This is a genomic window from Nocardiopsis changdeensis, assembly GCF_018316655.1.
In the GTDB taxonomy this organism is placed as follows: Bacteria; Actinomycetota; Actinomycetes; order Streptosporangiales; family Streptosporangiaceae; genus Nocardiopsis; species Nocardiopsis changdeensis.
In genome coordinates this window covers 6702189-6721673 of sequence record NZ_CP074133.1, presented here as the reverse complement: position 1 = coordinate 6721673, position 19485 = coordinate 6702189, and the positions used below count along the sequence as shown (strand labels likewise).

At 64.2% G+C, this 19485-nt stretch carries 17 protein-coding genes and 1 pseudogene; 10 read left to right on the top strand and 8 right to left on the bottom strand.

The features are described from left to right. Positions 1-84: 84 nt before the first annotated feature. From KGD84_RS30175 to KGD84_RS30155, 5 genes are read left to right on the top strand one after another with little or no spacing between them, the layout of a single operon-like run. Positions 85-561 (top strand): roadblock/LC7 domain-containing protein, encoded by a 477-nt coding sequence (locus KGD84_RS30175; protein ID WP_220563701.1) that lies wholly within the window; start codon positions 85-87, stop codon positions 559-561. After that, positions 558-1364 (top strand): DUF742 domain-containing protein, encoded by an 807-nt coding sequence (locus tag KGD84_RS30170; RefSeq protein WP_220563700.1) that lies wholly within the window; start codon positions 558-560, stop codon positions 1362-1364. Before KGD84_RS30175 ends, KGD84_RS30170 begins: the two co-directional genes overlap by 4 nt. Further along, complete coding sequence (locus KGD84_RS30165) at positions 1361-2686, top strand: Rossmann-fold NAD(P)-binding domain-containing protein (RefSeq protein ID WP_220563699.1); 1326 nt, start codon at positions 1361-1363, stop codon at positions 2684-2686. Before KGD84_RS30170 ends, KGD84_RS30165 begins: the two co-directional genes overlap by 4 nt. Positions 2687-2738: 52 nt before the next feature. After that, positions 2739-3452 carry a hypothetical protein gene (locus KGD84_RS30160; protein ID WP_220563698.1) on the top strand — a complete coding sequence of 238 codons (714 nt, stop codon included), beginning with the start codon at positions 2739-2741 and terminating at the stop codon, positions 3450-3452. Further along, positions 3449-6340, top strand: a complete 2892-nt coding sequence (locus tag KGD84_RS30155; protein WP_220563697.1) for a beta-ketoacyl synthase N-terminal-like domain-containing protein — start codon at positions 3449-3451, stop codon at positions 6338-6340. The genes KGD84_RS30160 and KGD84_RS30155 overlap by 4 nt, the downstream gene beginning before the upstream one ends. Before the next feature lie 12 nt (positions 6341-6352). On the opposite strand, the gene KGD84_RS30150 is transcribed toward KGD84_RS30155, so the two are convergent. Continuing rightward, complete coding sequence (locus KGD84_RS30150; RefSeq protein WP_255646876.1) at positions 6353-6856, bottom strand: very short patch repair endonuclease; 504 nt, start codon at positions 6854-6856, stop codon at positions 6353-6355. Positions 6857-7134: 278 nt separating this feature from the next. Beyond that, on the bottom strand, positions 7135-8487 hold the full coding sequence (locus tag KGD84_RS30145; protein WP_220563696.1) for a DNA cytosine methyltransferase: 1353 nt from the start codon (positions 8485-8487) through the stop codon (positions 7135-7137). 121 nt (positions 8488-8608) lie between these two features. Between KGD84_RS30145 and KGD84_RS30140 the strand changes: the two genes are divergently transcribed. The 3 genes from KGD84_RS30140 to KGD84_RS30135 all read left to right on the top strand — a co-directional run bounded on the left by KGD84_RS30140 (position 8609) and on the right by KGD84_RS30135 (position 10180). Continuing rightward, complete coding sequence (locus KGD84_RS30140; RefSeq protein WP_220563695.1) at positions 8609-9454, top strand: Eco29kI family restriction endonuclease; 846 nt, start codon at positions 8609-8611, stop codon at positions 9452-9454. Positions 9455-9570: 116 nt separating this feature from the next. After that, positions 9571-9954, top strand: coding sequence for a transposase (locus KGD84_RS33880; RefSeq protein ID WP_220563694.1), 384 nt, complete (start codon positions 9571-9573; stop codon positions 9952-9954). Then, the gene (locus KGD84_RS30135; RefSeq protein WP_220565938.1) at positions 9875-10180 is read left to right on the top strand and encodes a helix-turn-helix domain-containing protein; all 306 of its coding nucleotides are present in this window, start codon (positions 9875-9877) and stop codon (positions 10178-10180) included. Before KGD84_RS33880 ends, KGD84_RS30135 begins: the two co-directional genes overlap by 80 nt. A 64-nt stretch (positions 10181-10244) precedes the next feature. Here the strand turns inward: KGD84_RS30135 and KGD84_RS30130 are convergent, their stop codons facing one another. The 3 genes from KGD84_RS30130 to KGD84_RS30120 all read right to left on the bottom strand — a co-directional run bounded on the left by KGD84_RS30130 (position 10245) and on the right by KGD84_RS30120 (position 13427). Then, positions 10245-11918, bottom strand: a complete 1674-nt coding sequence (locus KGD84_RS30130) for a PIN-like domain-containing protein (RefSeq protein WP_260697169.1) — start codon at positions 11916-11918, stop codon at positions 10245-10247. Positions 11919-12330: 412 nt separating this feature from the next. Beyond that, a complete protein-coding gene (locus tag KGD84_RS30125; RefSeq protein WP_255646875.1) occupies positions 12331-12621 on the bottom strand; it encodes a hypothetical protein in 291 nt (96 codons plus the stop codon). Continuing rightward, positions 12606-13427, bottom strand: a complete 822-nt coding sequence (locus KGD84_RS30120) for an ISAs1 family transposase (RefSeq protein ID WP_255646874.1) — start codon at positions 13425-13427, stop codon at positions 12606-12608. Before KGD84_RS30120 ends, KGD84_RS30125 begins: the two co-directional genes overlap by 16 nt. 450 nt (positions 13428-13877) lie before the next feature. Here KGD84_RS30120 and KGD84_RS30115 point away from each other — a divergent pair. Continuing rightward, positions 13878-14674, top strand: a protein-coding gene (locus KGD84_RS30115; RefSeq protein ID WP_255647131.1) for an IS5 family transposase whose coding sequence is annotated in 2 segments (ribosomal slippage) — positions 13878-14214 and positions 14214-14674 — 798 coding nt in all. Because the reading frame shifts where the segments join, the coding sequence is not laid out codon by codon here. Between the two features lie 276 nt (positions 14675-14950). Here KGD84_RS30115 and KGD84_RS30110 read toward each other — a convergent pair. Next, positions 14951-15247, bottom strand: a pseudogene (locus tag KGD84_RS30110) (transposase); the annotation flags it as partial. Positions 15248-15757: 510 nt separating this feature from the next. On the opposite strand from KGD84_RS30110, the gene KGD84_RS30105 reads away from it, so the two are divergent. Beyond that, positions 15758-16984 carry a HEPN-associated N-terminal domain-containing protein gene (locus KGD84_RS30105; protein ID WP_220563691.1) on the top strand — a complete coding sequence of 409 codons (1227 nt, stop codon included), beginning with the start codon at positions 15758-15760 and terminating at the stop codon, positions 16982-16984. Positions 16985-17039: 55 nt separating this feature from the next. Here KGD84_RS30105 and KGD84_RS30100 read toward each other — a convergent pair whose 3' ends face one another. Together KGD84_RS30100 and KGD84_RS30095 are read right to left on the bottom strand one after the other, a co-directional pair. After that, a complete protein-coding gene (locus tag KGD84_RS30100; protein ID WP_220563690.1) occupies positions 17040-17612 on the bottom strand; it encodes a hypothetical protein in 573 nt (190 codons plus the stop codon). 240 nt (positions 17613-17852) lie between these two features. Then, complete coding sequence (locus KGD84_RS30095; protein ID WP_220563689.1) at positions 17853-19409, bottom strand: FG-GAP-like repeat-containing protein; 1557 nt, start codon at positions 19407-19409, stop codon at positions 17853-17855. Positions 19410-19485 lie beyond the last annotated feature (76 nt).

Below are 19485 nucleotides of genomic sequence, written 5' to 3'. Positions count from 1 at the left end.
AATCGAACAGTTCGCATAGTTCGAACACCGCGCTTATCCGAGTACGCATAGGTTTCTGTCCCGGGCGCTCAGAAACTGCTCGGCATGGCGACCACAACACCGACGCCGCCGCGTCTGATGAACACCATCGCTCCTGATCCCGAGCACCACGGCCGACTCCAGGACCTGTTGGACGAGCTGGTCCGCGACACCGCTGCCTCCTACGGGGTGGTGTTCGGTACTCACGGACTGCACCTGCTGCGGTCCGGGGACCTGGGCCAGGTGGGTGCGGAGAGCGTCACCGCGATCATGACGAACGTGCTGCTGCTTTCCCGCGGGGCCGGGAAGCTCACCACCCGGGGCGAGGCGGAGACGGTCGTGGTCCGCTACGCCTCCGGCGCGCTGGCCCTGGCTCCGTTGGGCGACTCGTTCGGGCTGGGGTTGTTGACCGGTGATGCGGAGAAGCTGGCGCTCATCGCTTACGCCATCGCCCGGTTCACGACCCGAGCCGCGCACCTGCTCCCTCCGGACGCCCTTTCCTCCGCTGGCGGCCTGATGCCCGCTCCAGGAGGGGCACGGTGAGCGCTCTGGTTCCAGCCCCGCTGCTGGTGAGGCCCTCAGCAGCGGTGGTCATGCACACCACGGTCGAGGCCAACCCCGCCGTTCCGTCCTCCTACCAACCGGACCTGCCGGAGGCGTTCTGCCAGGTCCTGCAGCTGTGCCGAGGGCTGGGCAGGTCGGTGACCGTGGCGGAGCTGGCGGCCCGTACCTGCCACTCCCCAGCCGTGGCCGGTGTGGCGGTCGCCGAACTCGCGGATCTGGACCTGGTGCGGGTGGTGCGTGCCCCCGCCTGGGCACAGCGACTACGGGCTTGGGCCACCCGCACCCGCCCGGTCCCCGTGGCGGTGTCGGTGATCAAGACCCTGGTCGTCAGCGCCCTGGCCGAGTACACCCGGCATGCACTCGCCGACCTGGGCGGCGTCGGCCCGTGGCGGTTGCAGGGGCCGCCGGTGATCGAGGTCGCCACCACCCGTATCGCACCGGACCTGGACCTGCTCGCCCTGGGCGTCAGCGCCTTGGGCGGGGCGAGCCCGGTCTGGGGGGACGTGTGCCGTGAAGCCTTCGGTGCCGTACTCATCACCGGCCCAGGGGCCGAAGAGTTGAACGCGGCGCGCGAGAGCCTGCTGCCCCTGCGCGAGTTCGGCGTTCCCGTGGTGGTCCTGGTCCAGCAGGACGGTGCCGGTGACGTGGACACCGACGTGGTGCGCGCCTGCCTGGGCCTGTCCGCACACATCCCGGTGGTGGTGGGGGACGTCCATGAGCGCGGTATGTGCGAGGCGCTGATGGACCTGTGCTCGGCCCGAATGAGCGGAGGCCGGCGATGACCCGGAATCCGCGTGCGGTGGTGTTCGGCTCGGGGCACTCCGCTCTGACGTTGGCCACCGGGTTGTTGGCGGACGGGTGGAGAGTGGATGTTTTCACCCGCCATTCCACCCCCGAGATCCTGGGCCACGGCGCCGGGCTGACCCAGCTCACCCTTCCCTCGGTGCACGCCACTGAACTCGCCCTGGGGTTGGGACTGTGGCAGCACACCGCCCCGCCCGCCCACCAGGTGCGCATGCGCATGCTCCCCTCTTCGGGGGAAGGACTGGAGTTCACCGCCCCCCTGCCGGGAGCCGCGGTGGCGGTGGACCACCGGCTCAAGAGCGCCTACTGGCTCCAACACGTGACCGACCGGGGCGGGCGGGTCCACGAACGCACCTGCACATCCGGTGACGTGACCGGGTTCGCCGCCTCCGGACTACACGATCTGCTCGTGGTCGCCCCCGGCGTCGACTCCGACCTGCGCCACCTGTTCACACCCGACCCCGACCGCACCGGTGGAGCCACCGACCGCGTTGTCGTCCAGGTCCACCTGGCCGTACCCGAAGACGACCTCCCCGACCACGCCCAGGTTCTGACCTGTCCGTGGGGTGAGGTGATGCTGTACCCGGTCCTGACCGTGGACGGCCTCACTCCGGCCCAGGTACGGACTCTGTCCGCTGCGGACGCGCCGCCGGTGCACGTCACCCCCTTCGCAGGGGTCTGTGTGCAGGTCATGGCCCGCCCCGGTAGTCCGCTGGACCCCACACCCGCCATATCCCCGGACGGGGCCAACGGACAGACGGGCGCGGGTCTGCCGCGCAGGCACGGCGCCCACGCCCGCACCGCCTGGACCCACGTCCTCGGCCAGCTCCGCACCCTGGATGCCGAGCTGTCCGCCCGGTGCTCCGACCACGAAGTGGTGACCGGCTCTGAGCTGGTACGCGAAATACACCCGCAGGTCAGGCGCGCGGTCACGACCGTGGCGGGCCGACCCGTGGTGGGGATCGGGGACGCGACGATGACCGTCGAGCACGCCTCCGGCCAAGGAGCCGGGGCCTCCACCTGGGTCGCTTCGACCCTGCGCGACCAGATCCGCCAACAGCGCCAGGCCAACGGGGCCTTGGACGCGGAGTTCCTGTCGGGGGCGTGGGAGGCGTACTGGGCCCGCCACGGCCAGTACACCTCGGCTTTCGGCGGTTTCGTCACCGCCTACTGGAGCGGGTCCCTGCCCGAGCACGTGCTGTCCGGGTTCGCCCACACCGTGTCCACCCCAGAGGGGGCGGCGGCGTGGGCGGCCGGACTGGACGACCCCGCGCGGATGAACCGCCTTCTCCCCCTCTGACCCTTCCTCCGCTGTCCTCCTCCTTTCCCGAGACGGAAGGTGTTGCTGCACCATGCCCGACCACACCCCCTACACCGGCGCCGGATGGATCTCGCGCCCCAACCCGACCCTGTACAGCCCCGAGAACATCCGCCGCTACGGCGACCTCATCGTCGGCAAGTCCCACAAGTGGGCGTGGAAGCTCGACAACACCCGACTCCAGGACCTGTACCTGAGCCACGTCCGGGACCCCCACCTGGAGATCGGCCCGGCCGACCTGCATTTCCTGGACCGCACCCCGGCCCCGGCGATGGCCCACCAGTGGCAAGTGGACGTGGTCGACATCAACACCGCTCCACTGGACACGGCAAAGGAGAAGCTCACCGGCCGCGCCCAGGTCAGGACGCACGAGCACGACGTCCTCGCACTGCCCTGGCCGGTGAAGAAGCACCACTTCCTCTCTCTGGCCATCGGCAACGTGCTCCACTGCCTGCCGGGTGCGGGGTTCACCACGAAGACAGCGGTCATCCAGGGGATGGCCGAGGCCCTGGCCGACGACGGCGTCGCCTGGGGCTACACGCTGACCGGTGCCCAGGACCCGATGACCCGGACCAACCTGCTCGCACGGGTCCTGATGTGGCACTACAACAAGGCCGACAACATCTTCAGCAACCGCGGCGACCGGTTCACGGACCTGGAACGCGAGCTGAAGATGTACTTCGCCGCCGTCGAGATCTGTCCCATGGGCAGCGCTGCGGTGTTCGTCGTCGGGGAGCCCATCCGATGACCGCCAACGCGCCCGCCCCACCGCACCCTTCGGCGGCGATCATCGGCATGGGCTGCCGCCTGCCCGGCGGAGTCAACTCGCCCGACCAGTTGTGGAAGGCCCTGGTCGAAGGACGCGATTGCGTCTCCCGGATCCCGCAGGAGCGCTGGGAAGGGATGGTCGCTCGCCTGCACCCGGACCAGGTTCCCGAACGCCCGTTCCCGGCCGGGGTCGTGGACCACGCCTTCGACAACGCCTTCTTCGGCATCACCGCCGACGAAGCGGCGGAGATGGACCCCCAGCAGGGATGGCTCCTCGAGACCGCCTACGAGGCGCTGTCCGACGCCGCCTTGGACCCGGCGTCGTTGGCCGGGACCAGGACCGGGGTGTACGTGGGAGCCGCCTCCATCGACCAGGCCGCCACCAACTTCGGAACGGGCGCTCGGGCAGGGGTGTTCACCGCTTCGGGTGCGGGGATGGCGATCCTGGCCAACCGGCTCTCCTACCACCTGGACCTGTCCGGGCCCTCCCTGACGCTGGACACGGCCTGTTCCTCCTCGCTGACCGCCCTGCACTACGCGGTGCGGGATCTGCGCTCGGGTGAGGTGGACATGGCTCTGGTCGGCGGAACCAACGTGCTCGGCAACCCGGTCATCACCGCTGGCTTCACCGAAACCGGGGTGCTCTCGCGGAGAGGCCGGTGCGCACCCTTCGAGCAGCACGCCGACGGATACGTGCGTTCCGAAGCCGCAGTGGTCCTGGTGCTCACCCTTTCCGAGGACGCCACCGCGCGCGGGCACCGGATCTGGGCGCAGGTGGCCGGAACCGGGATGAGCCACGGCGGCAGGGCCCCGCACCTGCTGGCCCCACGCGCCGACCGTCAAACCCTGACGGTCCGCAGGGCGCTGGACGACGCGGGGATACTCCCCGCCCAGGTGGGGTGGGTGCAGGCCCACGGCACCGGCACCAGAGCGGGGGACCGTATCGAAGCACGAGGCCTCGCCCAGGCGCTGGGGGAGAGGGGCCCGGTGGTGGTGGGGTCGGTCAAGAGCGTGCTGGGCCACCTCGAAGGCGCCGCCGGAGCAGCGGGTGTCATGGCCGCGGCCCTGGCCCTCCACCACGGGCAGATCCCACCGACCGCACACCATCAGCACCTCCGCACCGGGTTGGAACGTCAGGTGCGGGTACCGACCCGGGTCGAGCCATGGCCGCACACGACGGAGAAAGACAGGGGAAGGGTGGCCGGGGTGAGCGGATTCGGGTTCGGCGGCTCCAACGCGCACGTCCTGCTCACCCGGGCACCCTCCACAGAGGGCCCCGCGGCCGAGGATCCGATGCCACTGCCGGAGACCGTGTTCGTCTCCGCGCATACCCCTGCCGCCTTGGCCTCGGCCGCTGGCCGCCTGGCGGTCAACGCCCCCAGGGGCGGCTCGGTCGGGGTCGTGGCCGACACCTCCTTGGCGCGGGGACCGCATCACCGCTGGCGGGCCGCTGTGACCGCCGCTGATCTGGGCTCGCTGGTCCAGGGGCTGCGCAGCCTCCAAGACGGCACCCCCGACCCGCACGCCATCGCCCCCCGCCCCGCTCCGGGAGAGCGGCCGTGGACGGTGTTCGTCTACTCCGGCCACGGCGGCCACCACCCCCACGCGGGGCTAGAACTCATGCACCTGCCCGTTTTCGCCCAAGCGGTGGAAGACGCGCGGGCCGCGTTGGCTCAGCAGACCGGATCCCAGGTCTGGGGTCCGGGGGAGGAGATCATTGGGTTCGCCGATGCCCAGCACTGCACGTACCTGGTCCAGGTCGGTCTGACCGCTGAGCTGGCCGACCGAGGCATCGTCCCGGACCTGGTGCTCGGTCACTCGGTGGGAGAGATCGCCGCCGCGTCCGCCGCCCAGATCCTGGACACCTGGACGGCGTCCCGGGTCCTGGCACGCCGGGCCGAACTCCTGGCACCGCTCGCCCAGAGCGGTGGATTATTGGCCATTCGCGCCAGAGTCGAGCAAGTCGAGGCCATGCTCGCCCCCTACCAGGGGAGGATCATCATCGCCTCCTACAGTGCCCCCGCAGTGCAGGTCGTTGCCGGGCCCACAGCGGACCTGGACCACCTCCACGAGTACCTGGACGAGCAGGGTGTGTGGTGCAGACCGGTTCCGGACGCGATCCCCGCTCACTCCCCAATGGTCGCTCCCGTCGTTCCGACGCTCCGCGAAGCCCTGGCCGGACTGGTCAGCGTCCCGGCCCGCATACCGATCGTCTCCACCGCCGACCCCGACCACCCCGGAGACCAGTCGCGCACGTGGGGGCCGGCCTACTGGGCCGAGCAGGCGCGGCAGCCGGTGCGCTTCACCCGGGCCCTGAAGGCAGCCGCCTCAGCTGCGGGTCAGCGACCGCTCGTCTTCGTGGAGATCGGGCCTCGTGCGCTGTTGAGCGAGCACATCGCCCACACCTTTCCCGAAGCCGTGACGGCTGCTGTGACCAGTGACCCCTTCGGGTTCGCTCGCGGGATCGGTCAGCTCTACACCACGGGGATCACCCCGACCGGGCCCACCGCGAGGGCTCACCCCGATCTGGTGATCGCCCCAGGCTGGGACCACGCCGAACGCGACACCTCGACCATGGGCGCCCCAGCGGTTTCGGCGCCCGCTCGGAACCAGGTGCAGGCGTACCTGGCCGAGGAGGTCGCGCGCTTGGTAGACCTGCCCGAAGGCCTGGATATCGACAGCACCTGGATCCAGACCGGGCTCGGAAGCCATAGCCTGCTCCAACTCACCTCACGCCTACGCCGCGTCCCGCCGTGGGCTCAGATCGACATCCGGCTCTTCCTCCCGGAAAAGACCTGGCGCCAGGTCGCCGCAACCCTGGCCGCACACCTGCCCGAAGCGAACGAACCTGTCCTGGACATGGGTTAAAGCATCGATCTTTCAGTTGCTGATCTCGCCTTTACCGCGCAATCGCCGCAAAACCTGTTCCACGGTATCCGCAGCTCTCTTTGAGTCCTCGTGCTCCCAGAACCGAATGACCGTCCAACCAGCCGCGCGTAGTAGTTCATTAGTATCCGCATCACGGACTTTATTGCCTTCGATCTTCGCGGCCCAGGCTTCTGCGTTCTTCTTCGCTGGACGCAGATGCTGCGAGCATCCATGCCAGAAACAGCCATCGACGAATATGGCAACCTTATCCTTGGGAAAAATGACGTCTGCGCGCCGACGAACCCCTTTCAGTGGACTCGCGTCCACCCTGTAACGTAGACCCTTCGCGTGAAGCAAGGAACGTAGGGCCATTTCGGGTTTGGTATCTCTTCCTCGATTCGCGAGCATGACCGCACGGACTTCTCGAGAGGAGGCTTTGGATGAGGGTGGCAAGGACTCCTCAGTGAGAAGTCCTTTTTCCCAAGCACGTTGCCACGCCTCACGCAGGTTCGCCAAGCGTGTGCTGTGCGATACCTCACCGAGGTATATCTCCGGAGACTTGCCAGCGTCAGACCATCGAAGAACGGCGCGGATCCTTCTGGTTCTCTTATAAAGCTTGAGTGCGACCGAAGCCCGCGCGAACCGGCCGTCCCCCAAGGCCACCATCCGCCGGTGTCGGCCTCCAGCGGCTCGGTCCTGCTCGAGCATAGGAGAAATTCCCCTGGCGTGCTTGTATGCCCGTTCAGGAGGCAGTCGATCGTTCCAGGTATTCTGCTTCCTTGTCATCTTAGTATTCAGTGACCAGCATTACCCAGGGCGTCTGCGACGGCCTTGGCAAAGAACTCGCCGAGGACGACTGGTACAGCGTTGCCAAGTTGTCGCATCTTTTCACCACGTGGACCGGCACCCTGCCACTCATCTGGGAACGTCATCACGCGCGCTGTCTCGCGCACCGTCATATAGCGGTGCTCGTATCGCCAACCATTTTCAACGCTGGAATCATGTACGCGTTCATCGAGAAGCATTACTGACTCTCCGCCGGGTACACCATGGACCCCTGCCTTTACCGTCTTCGCTGGACGGTCGAGTTCGTTGGGTGTGTGTCCTTTGTAGATGCGGGCCGCTGGCCACCCGATGTGATCAGTGATACCAAGACGCGCCGCCTGCTCGGATTTGCGGTCGAGTTTGGCGAGGTCGATCGGGGGGAGCTCTGGGAGACGTGTGTCTGTACCGAAACCTTGGATGGCGTCGCGGAGCGTCCGCCACGGAGCACAGTCATCCTCGCCAATAATCTTTGGGAGAGAAGCCCGGACGCGCTCACGGACATGTTCCGGAACTTTGGAGTGACGTTGCCAGTACTCTCCGTCCTCATCCCTCATTGATCGGTACAGAGCGGAGGCCGAGAATCGTGGTGTCTTGACATACTTCTCGAAAGTATCGACATCCACGTCGAGATCAGCCCGGAAAGCTACTAGCACAACTCTGTGGCGAATCTGCGGAACACCGTAATCGGCGGCGTTCACGGGTACCTGGACGACATGGTAACGCTGGTCATCTCTATCATTAGCTGGACGCTGCGCTAGGAGACGCTCAAGCTGGGCGTTATGGACCTGCCATCTGACACTGTCTTCTCGCTCCACGAAGGGAAGCTGCAACTCCCTCTGGATGTAATCGAAGTACTCTTTGAACGATGGGCGAAGCAGGCCTCTTACGTTCTCGCAGATGACAGCCTTGGGTTGCATCTCGCGGATGGCTTTGAACATAGCGGGGAACATGTTCCGCTTGTCTTCGTCTCCTTTGGCGACGCCGCCAGCACTGAACGGCTGACAGGGCGGTCCTCCAGCGAGAACGTCGACCTGCCCACGAAGCGCGCTGAGATCAAGGTCTTGCACGTCGCCCGGGTACAGAGGGGCGGGCTCACCGGGCTTGGGGGCTGTCGGCTTCCGATCCTGCGTGCGTATGATGCCGTCGTCGCCAAGCGTCTTCGTCGCGCTTGCTTCGAGGGTCTCACAAGCACGGGTGTTGAATTCGTTGAACAGAAGCGGACGGAAGCCGGCCCGGTGAACCGCCATGGCCAGACCGCCGCCACCAGCGAACAACTCAACACTGGTGCGATCTCCTACGAAGTCTTTAGGCTGCTCAGTCATGGTAAAAGCATACCGCGGAGCAGGCGATCTTGAAGCCAGTTTGGCAGACTGTGGACCAGGCGATCTGTCACAGACGCATGGGGCGCCCGTTCGAGCGCACCGAGTGAGAGTTGGAGCACAGATGACACAACAGTTGAAGTGGGATGATGAACCTTCGCATCGCGCGGAGTTCAGACTCAGCATCACCAAGGCCCTAAAGGATCAACTCGCCCAGTCTCTGGCGGAGTTGGAACCAAGTCCTCTTTCTATGGAGAGACTAAATGAGCTGGACAAGCGCGGCGGAATCTACCAGCTATACCACAACGAACATTTCGTCTATGTAGGCAAGGCCGACAAAAACCTCCCGCAGCGAATCAAAATACACCTAAAGAAGATCTCAGGCCGAAAGAACATCTCCATCGACGAGATGAAATTTACTTGCCTTTACGTTGACGAAGATTTCCCTGCGGTAGCTCCCGAAAAACTTCTTATCGCAAAGTACAGAGAGCGGGGCGAGATCCCATGGAATACCAACGGCTTTGGAAATAATGACCCCGGAAGGCAGCGAGATGGCACCATAATCCCTGCAAACCACTTTGACGTCCTGCATCCCATCAACCTAGAATTGCCTGTGCAAGGCATCGGACCAGGCAAGCTGCCTCTCCGCAAACTCCTGGCCGAATTCAAGAAGCAACTGCCATACAACTTTCGCTACGCCCTCAAACTTCTAGGCCCCATGGGCGACGTCGAGACTACCATCCCGAGGGCTGACCCAAGCGCTGGGGAAATTTTTTCCATAATCGGAAAAGCGATCACTCAAGAATGGCAGATTTCATTGCTGCACGGGTATGCGATCATGTACCCTGAAGGCAAAAAAGACTATCCCAGCGCGTGGCGCTACTACCGCGACGGAAATCCAGTAGATGTCGATCCGCAAGTCGACCAAGCTCACGAGATAGCCGAAGAAGATTCTGACGAGGAATCGTAAAAAATAAGAACAACAGAAGTGTTTCGTGCCGGGTTCTTTAGAGGTGGTGTGTCCTGCGCTTTTCGGAGTCGGATTCTTGGACTCATGGGACCACGTGACCCTTGAAGGAGGGCATCGTGGGACGTCGTGGATACCCCGCCGAGTTCCGCTGCAAGGTCTTAGACGTGGTCGAAGCGGGGCGCAGCGTCGCGGACGTGGCACGCGATCTGGACATCAGTACCGAGACGATCTACGCCTGGCGGCGCCAGGACCGTATCGACCGAGGTCTGGCCCCGGGCCTGACCAGCACCGAGAAGACCGAACTGGCCGCAGCTAACAAGCACATCGCCGAGTTGAAGGCTGAGCTGGACATCCACTGCCGGGCCAGCGTGTTATTGGGCGAGGCGGTGCCCCAAAAGACGGTTCGAAGCGGTCGCGGTGATGGCCGCCGAGGGACATCCGGTCCAAGTCGCCGTCCAGGTGCTGGAGGTCTCAGAGTTCGGATTCTACGCCTGGCGTGATCGAGAGTCCTCGGCCCGCCGGCATGTGCTGCTCACCGACACCATCCGCCAGATTTACGCCGCTTCCAACAGTGTGTACGAGGTGCGGCGTGTACATGCCGCACTCACCCTCGGGCGCGGGATGCAGCTCTGGCACGGCACGGTGGCGATGCTGATGTCCCGGGCCGGCCGGGGAGGGCAGGGGCTCGATCAGGACTCACTGGATATCGGTCAAGTCGAGGTATAGGTTGGTCGTACCGCCATAGCCTCCATGCTCACAGCGTCGCGAATATGTTGCGGAGTGAAGTGCCTCACCGTTGCTCTCCCTTCTTAAACATGCTCTCGGAGAAAAAACTCTTCAATCTTGGCGTTCTGCGCGATTTTCCACCCCAGTAAATACGCCCCTCCGCCTGCAATTCTTCAACTATAATCTTTGGGAATCTCCATGCCCTGCCAGTTGGTGGGTAGATCGCCTTGTCGTCAGGGTTGATTATCGGGTAATAATTCTCCTTGCGAAAATCAGGGCTTGTGATGTCGGATGGGCGCCACGGGCCTCGTGCGTCATTATCTGGATTAAAGTACCCGACACTAGAAGGGGAGACATCGATAGTGGCATTGATCCCGAAATTCGCAAGAAGTGCGATTAGATCACTGCCGCCCACAATTCTGATGCCTTCCGCCTTGGCGATTTTTGTCGCGGACGGTGAAAATTCAGATGTCGCAAAGAAGATGGCTTCATCCTCGTTCCTGCTCCGTAGAACACCGATCAGTTCGTAGATCGCACGGACGGGAACAGGTCTGTGATGCCGCTTTGTCTGCACGATACTTGTTCTACTGGGATCCTCCATGCTCGTGGCGATAAAATCAAATCCTGCGTCCCTATACCCTACATCGGCGCCTTCGACATGGTAGCCCATGTGAGCCAAAAGATAGTGGATTAGGTTTTCGAAGGCAGTTCTATCAAGGTCGAGAAGGTTCGGTGATGCACCCGGGTCGCGGAATGTTTCTGGCAACAGTGAATTCAAATCTTCACCAAATTCCCCCAGTGACTCAATTGTCTCATTCGATACCTCGGAAGACAGATACTCCTTCGTTCCGACGATGAATTCTTTCAGCGTTACCAGCAACAGGTCAGCACCTGCCGTGTCGCGCATTTCTTGGACCAGTTCCGGCCGCGGACCTTTGAGTTTTCCCTTAGCGTCGTACTCCCACCAGTCAGCCTTCAGGTCCTTGGTGATAAAAAGTATAAGGCGCTCTTTTTTGGCGACCTCCGTCGCCCTATCCAGAGTTTGGCGCCATAGAATAAAATCACCAGCAGCGCGCAGATTGCTTTCTTTTCCAGCATCGAGGTATCCTGGAGGAATTTTGTTCGGGAACCGAAAGGAATGCGCCTCATCTACGTATGACCGGAGCTCAGAGGACGAGTATCCGGAGCCAATTTTACCCACCAGCAGATCATCGATCCTAAGGAGTAGCGAGTCCACGCGTTGCATATCCTGTGGATGCAAATCGTGCTCGCTCTCTAATGCCTCAAATTCTTGAATTGCCTCATCCATTACTCCGTTCAGTCGTGCAAGGATGTCTTCCCTCCTCAGACCAGCCTCATCAGGGTGCCACTCCCTAGTTGTACCCGCCCGATCGCGTAGGCCCTGAAGTTTTTCAATAGCATCTTCAATAATAATGGCGGCATCAGTCGTAGCAGTCTTCAGAAGTCGGCCTGTCTGCTTAAATGCAGACATTCTTTCTTCGACGACACGCTTGCGATTTCGGCTAAACTCAATGGCAGCCTGATGAGGTACCCAAAGTCGACTCCCTGCGTAGCTAAAAGCATCAAGGACCTGGTTTCGGGCTGTGGGGGTAAGTCTGTACAGGTCGAGGAGCACGTTGGCGTCAAGGATAACGAGTCCCTCGCGATAAAATCGCTCTTGCGGAACATGCTTCTGATCGAACCAAGACGAGAAATCTACAGTAAGGCGGCGTTGCAAGTTGGGTGGCCTTTCTTCTATGCTCTGAGACTAATTTTAGTCTGCGTTAGTTCGTGCGGGAGTGCGAGGGCTCAAGGGGTGGGCCCTGTTCTGAGCTCAAAACGAGGAAGTCGCTCTGACTGTCAGTCCGGACTCGGCCCGAGGTAGAACCGTGGGTATTCCGATACTAGCGTTCGTTCAGGCCGGGTTCCAGGGAAAAATCGAGCGGTGAACACCGAGCTGCTAGCGGATTCGATCCGCGTCTCGCAGGGCCGATGAAATCCTCCGTGGTTGCTCGGCTGTTCCTGGATACTGCGGCACGGGGTGGTCTCCGGTGGCACGTAGTGGGATTTCGCTGCTCGGATGAGCCGGTACGGAACCCCGCATATCGCAGGGCTGTTTCATTCTCGGCGAGTGGTGATGTTGGCGCTGGTCAGCGAAGCCCGATCACGTCCAGCGGGCGGGTGAACGCCTCGTACGACACCCACCGGATCGCGTCGGGCACCGTGTCCTGACCCAACCGGCCCAAGAACACCAAGGTGAGCGCTCGCAACACCGCCAGGTTGTCGGCGCCGTGGCCGGAGCGGACCTTGCAGGCGTCCTCGCCCATCGATACGTCCTTGACGTGGTGCCAGGCCTCGATGTTCCAGTGCCCCCACACCAGAGCACTGATCCGGGCCGCGTCCGCCTGCCCGACCTCCAACGAGGTCACCGCATAAGCCACGGTCCACAGACCTTCCCTGTGTGCAGATCCCTCACGTAACGGCGCACGCGCACCGCCTGGACCGCGTGCGGGAAACCGGTCCTGCCCTCAAGGTCGATGGCCTTGACCGTACGGGTCTCGGCCCGCCCGTGGCCACAGGCCCGAGTGGTGCCCAGTGCGGGAGCCTGCGCCCAGGGCAGGGTCCTGAGCTGGGCGAACAGCGTCCGCTGGTTGCGTTTGACGGTCAACACGTAGTCGGCGTGCAGGTCCTGGACCAGGTGGGTGACGGTGTCGGCCTGAGTGTGCAGAGCATCGGCCGTGACCACCACTCCAGCCAGATTCACGCCCGCCAGCAGGACGGCCAAGGCGTCGATCTCGCTGGTGCCGGCAAGGGCCCGCACCTGGGCCGCCAGGTGCCGATCCGGGGTCAGGGCGGCGAGCAGGTGCACCGCCACCTCGGTGGCCGTGGCCGATCCGCGCAGGGTCTTGCCGTCCACCGCCACCACCTCAAGGGTGTCGGGTCTGGTCAGGGCGGCCAGGGTCTCGGGGTCCAGGGCGAGCAGGACCCGGCGGATGGTCGCCGGGGACGGAGCAGAGCGCGCCCCCAAGGCCGGACAGGAGCTCCGGCATCCCAACTGGGTTAGGGTGTGCTGTGGTGCGGCGTCGGCCCATTGGCCGATGGCCCGCAGGTGGCGGGCTCCGGCGAGCATCGCGCACAGGGCGCACAGCACGACGCTGGCCAGGCTGTGGCGGCGACCCTGCGGCGAGCGGGGATCGGCCAGGCGGGCGAGCTTGTCGGCAAGGCCGACGGGGACAGGGGCGGGCATGGCAGACTGGGGGCGCAACGGAGTCCCTTGGAAGTCAGAGATGTGGAAGTCCCTGATCTTCTAGCGGGCTCCGTTGCTCGTTGGTGCGGGCTTCGACCGGATCGCTACAGGGCTGTGATCAGCGCTGATAGTCCACGATCCCGACTATGAAACAGCCCTGCACGTAGAGGCGTAGTGGCGCTTCGGGACGACCTGTGTCCGAGGCCACGGCCTGAACCGCGCCCTCGAGGTTGCTCCGGGGCCAGTCGGACCGCCGTTAAGGCTGACCGTACGACCTCGAGGTACCAGCGGACTGAAATCCGCACCTTGACGGCGGCCTCAAATCCTCCGTTCATGCTCCGCAGTCCCGTGATCCCACAACACGGAGGAGTCCTATGTGGTCTCCGTTAGCACTACAGCCGCACTTAGAGCTCATCTCATTTGGGTTCTCGGTAGCCTGCTCCTGTGTCGATGGTGGAACGGCTGGTGCCGGACGAGCTGTGGGAACTGTTCCAACGAGTGGTGCCCGAGGCGCCCACCCGCCCGCAAGGCGGCGGGCGGCGCAGACACGGCGACCGCCAAGTGCTGGCCGCGATCATCTTCGTGGCCACCAGCGGCTGCACCTGGGCCCAGCTCCCGCCGGTCTTCGGTCCCTCTGGTGCCACCGCGCACCGGCGTTTCACCGAGTGGACCCGGGCCCGGGTGTGGGCCAAGCTCCACCGCCTGGTCTTGGACGAGCTCGGTTCTCGCGGTGAGCTGGACTGGTCGCGGTGCGCGATCGACTCGGTGAACATGCGGGCTCTCAAAGGGGGGACCTGACAGGTCCCAATCCTGTCGACCGGGGCAAGAAGGGGTCGAAGATCCACCTGATCACCGACCGACAGGGTTTGCCCCTGTCCATGGCGATCTCGGGGGCCAACACCCACGACAGCCAAGCGTTGCAGCCCCTGGTGGCTGGGATCCCTCCGATTCGCTCCCGCCGCGGACCCCGCAGGCGCCGCCCGGGCAAGCTGCACGGCGACAAGGGCTACGACTACGCCCATCTGCGCCGCTGGCTCCGGCAGCGGGGGATCGTGCACCGCCTGGCCCGCCGGGACATGGAGTCCTCGCAGCGGCTGGGCCGGCATCGGTGGCAGGTCGAGCGGACCATGGCCTGGCTGGCCGGATGCCGCCGCCTGCACCGCCGCTACGAGCGCAAGGCCGACCACTTCCTGGCCTTCGCCGGCATCGCCTGCACACTGATCTGCTATCGCCAACTCACCAAATGAGATGAGCTCTTAGTGATCGATGAGACGTTTCTGCCGCTGGTAGTGACAGCAGCGGGCCCGGGCCTGGTGACGGTGTCTCCACCGCGACCAACGAACCCGGTACGACCAGGCATGATCGGGTCGATGGTAGTGGGCATGCAATCGGCGGATCTCGTTGACGGTCAACCCGATCAGCTCGCCCGGATCATCACCGCCCGGCCCCTCACGCGGCGATCGTCCCCACGACTCGGGCCCCCTGTGTGGCGAGGCCGTCCGTTTCCTCGCCGCCCCGGCCCTCCCGGCTGAGCGGCGGCCCTTCTTCTCGAACCCGGTGTCGTCCACGACCAGCACCCCGTCCAGGTGGCCGAGCCGTTCTCCCACTTGGGCGCGTAGGGCGTTGCGGACCTCGTCGGCGTCCCAGCGGGCGTGGTTGAGCAGCCGCTGCATGCCGTCGGGGGTGGCGTCGCTGGCGAACTCGGCCAGGGACCAGCCGTTCTTACGCTCCAGGCCGCTGAGCAGGCCCAGCAGGTAGTAGCGGGCGCGCAGCCGGGGTTCCCTGCGGCCGAAGAAGGGCGCTACGACCTGGGAGAACAGGTCCTCGAAACTGTTCGTCCATGCTTCGGAGCCGGCTTCTACTACAGTGGGCGGCACGGTCACCGCCGATCGTTTGGTTCCAACACACCCACATGATCACAGCGGTGGCCGTCTCATGTCCGGGGGTTGCTCAGACCAAGATCTCCAAGTGCGGCTGGAGTACTCTGCGGTGTTGAGTTCAGCCCCATCGCTGTCCACCTCGAACCACACACGCTTGCCCTGACCACAGCAATAGGTCCCGCACACATGCCGGGTGAAAGCCTGGATGAGGGCCAGCCCCTACCGTGCTCGGTCAGGAGCTCCACCATTTCCCCGACCTCAGGACCGAAGCCAACCCTTTCGGTGTCGAAAGCCAGATCGGCCACGAAACCACCAGGAATGCGGATATCTTGTCGTCTCCAGGAACGACGCCGAATCCGTCGCCAGGCACCTCCTACCGCCCCTCACCGAGGGACGGGTACACTGCGGACCGGAACTTCTTGAGGGGTCATGGGACTAGCCAAAGCGCGCATGATGGAGATCCAGGATCGGGGTTTCGAAGACGCCGGTGACCAGGCGGTCTGTCTGGAGTGTGTCCTGGACGACGGGCTTCGGCACGGTGTGTCCGAGATCCTGACCGAACACCGTTGCACCTTTTGCGAGCGCGAATCAAACGGCCAGCAGCCGATCGCGGCTGACTTCGAGGAGTTCATGCCACTTGTCATGGCCGCGATTCGCTTCTTCTATGACCGCTCCGAGGAGAGCCTCTTCTGGTCCGATGACTTCACCACGAGGTACTCATCGGAGGACGTGGCTTATGACGTCTGCGGGAACGCCGTCACCGATCGTGTCATAGAGTCGATAGTCGCGCTGATCCCTGACGAGGACTGGAACCCGGATCCGGGGAGGCTGAGGCCCGACCTTGCCTTGAAGGGCTCGTGGGAGGAGTTTCGGAACAAGGTGAAATACTCGTCCCGCTTCACCTTCCTCTCCCTTCCTGAGGAGTCCTCGGACCACCCAGACGAGTTCACCACGACCGAGTTTCTCGAGAAGCTCATGAAGATCATCGAGCAGCGACAGGCAGTGCTCCAGATCCCCGCAGGCCAGGTCTTCTACCGAGGACGGCTCATCGACCGCCCCGATGACCTCAGCTGGTGCAACGCTCACACCCTCGGCCCGCCGCCTCCAGAGCTGGCTTCGGCCAACCGTATGAGCCCTGCTGGGATCCCCATGTTCTACGGAAGTGACGACCCGGAGACCGTGGTGGCGGAGATCGGCGCGCACGGTGCCAGCAGATTCGCGGTGATCGGCGCGTTCGAGACCACCAGGGCACTGAGAATGATCAACCTCGCGGATCTGCCGCCGGTACCAAGCGTGTTCGACGCGGCTGGACGCGAGTCCTACTACGACCTCGTGTTCCTGCACTCGTTCACTCAGGACCTACGAGCACCGGTGTCGCTCAACGGAAGCCAGCATATCGACTACGTCCCCACCCAGGTGGTCACCGAGTACATGAAGTGGCTTTCTGAACCCTCATTCGACGGCATCCTGTTCTCGAGCGCCCAGAATGAAGGCAGGTCCTGTGTGGTCTTCTGCGGCCCCGAACACTGTGCTGACGCGGGCGAGGAGGACACGAACACCATCCTCAGGCTTCGTGAGGGGTCGGTAGAGGCGGTGCGTGTGGTGGCCGTGCCGGTAGCGCTCGACGTGGCTCTCGGAAGCAGCGGCCTGGTCTTCGGTGACCCTTTCCGAGGCTGAGATGAACTGGAGTGAGCAGGCCGGGCACGTAGCGGAACAGGGGAGTCCGTACGCGCTACGCGTATGAACCTTCCTCATCCGTCCCGGCCATCGGTACCCCCACCCCGAGGTCCACACGCATCAACAGGCGAAGCTCCTGAAGCCGAACCCAGGTGTCTTGGCGCCTGGTTTCGGCCAGCTTCGCGGTTTCCCCGTCCCTGGGATTGCCGTGGTCGAGCCGCTTCACCAGGCCGAAAAGGCTGGACAGGCTCCGGTTGACCTTGGACGCGGCCCCGAGAATGTCGTCGTTCACCGAAAGCTGTGCCTCGGCGTAGCTGAGCCGGTAGGCCGCCCGGACGCGTTCGATAGATCCCCGTTCCTCGTCACGTGGTTCGTCCAACTCCAGGGCCCGCAGAAGGTCGGTGAGTGCCGTCAGATACTCCCGAGCTGCGGAGTTGAGCGCGATGTACCCGGTGCGGCGCCGCGCCATCTCGGCTCGAGAGTCTTCGGAACTCTGCTGTCGCTCGCGCACCTGCTCAGCATGCCTGAGCTCCTGCGCCTTGGTTCGGTGTGCGAACAGCTGTGTGGTGAAGGCCGTCACCACGCTGCCCACCGCGCCCGCCAACCCACCGATCAGGATCGGATCCATCACCACACCCGTCTGTTGTCCAGTAACAGGGACCCAGATTGCCATGGCGAACCCGGACATCCCGAAACCGGGTCCGGGTGTGCTCTCGCCGGGCAGGAGCGCAGGGTGACTGGCGAAGCGTCGTATTCACACTGTTTCGTGCCGGGTTTTGGCATGTACCGGCTTTGGTGGAGCCGTGTTTCTGGATTCTCAGGCCACGGTGCTCGGGGAACGACGGCCAGACGTGTGGCCGAGAGCGTCTTACTTGGGCAAAGCGATACCGAAGGCATCCCCGTTGACGCCGTTGCCGAGACCGAGATCGGCTTGGGCGTACGCCTGTGCAGAGACCAGGGCTCCACGGTCCACCTTGAGGACGGTGACGGTGCCGGCCGCGTTGCCCGGGGCGCCGATGAGGGGTTCAGCGTGTCCGTCGTCGTCGATGTCGATGATCCCGACGGTCCAGCCGAAGTGGTCGTCCTTGGCGACGGTGCCGGGAACCCCTTCGACGTCCTGGTCGATCCATACCGAATCCGCCGAAGAGATACCGCCGTCGGCGTTGCCGAACAGGACCATGGCGGACCCGGATCCGGTGGCACTGCCGATCGCCTCGCTGCGCATGCCCACGACCAGGTCGTCGATGCCATCTCCGTCGATGTCGCCCGCCGCCAGGTCGGAGGCGAAGTAGTCCTCCGGTTCGGGGGCGCCGCCGATCCCGGGAGTGTCCTGGTGGATGACCTCGACGTTGCGGTGGGTGAGGCCGTCGGCGCCAGCGTAGAAAACAGCCAGACTGCCTGCCGCGCCCACCTCTCCGACCTTCTGGTCGGACACGCCGACCGCCACATCAAGGTAGGGGTCGTCGTCGAAGTTGCCCAGGGCCAAGGCGCTTCCGGAGAACTCGCCGATGCCGTCGACGTGGGCTGAGTCGATGTAGTCGCTGTCCGCGGGTGCGTCGGTGAAAGGGCCGTAGAGCACGTGAATGGATCCCCGGTCGGAGCTGCCGGAGATCTGCTCGCCGATGGTCGTCACGACCAAGTCGTCGTTCCCATCGCCGTTGATGTCGCCGACGGCGAGCTGCTCGCCGAAGCGGTCCTCGGCTTCGGGGGCTCCGGGAACGTTCGCGGTCAGCTGGTCGACCGAGATGGTCGAGCTCATGTCCAGGCCGGTGCCGGTTCCGAAGATGATGCGCAGGGTTCCGGCGTTGCCTTTGCCGTTGGCGTTGTCCAGGGGCATGCCGATGACGAGGTCGTCGTATCCGTCGGTGTTGAGGTCGCCGGTGGCCAGAGAGTATCCGAAGACCTCGTCCTTGGCCACGGTCCCGGGGATGCCGGGGCTGTCCTCGTGGATCGACTGGCTGCGGGTGTTGATGAGCCCGGAGCCGCTGCCGTACTGGATGGCGACGTATCCAGCGCCCTCGACGTCGCCGATGGCCTCGAAGGGGATGCCCACCGCCAGGTCGGCGTATCCGTCGGCGTCGAAGTCGCCGCTGGCCATGCTCTGGCCGAAGCTGTCGTTCTTCTCCGGTGCTCCTGCGACGTCGGCCGAGTCCTGGTGGAGCAGGTAGCCGGAGCTGAAATCACCGGTGACGCTGCCGTTGGTGATGGCGATGGAACCGGCGTTCGCATGGCTGTTGAGGGTGTCTCCCGGTAGTCCCACGGCCAGGTCGGGGTAGCCGTCCCCGTTGAAGTCGTAGGGGGTGGCCCGGGGGTCGGCGAAGCCGGCGACGAGAGCGTAGGTGCCCATTCCCCCGATGACCGCCACGCCTGTCGCGGCGGCGAGCCACTTCTGGGAAGTGGACAGCTGGGAGAGCTTCTGCTTCATCGGGCACCTTCGACGTCAACATTGGGACGGCGGAACCCTAACCATCCTGAACCTCACAAAAGGCTCACTTTTTGTC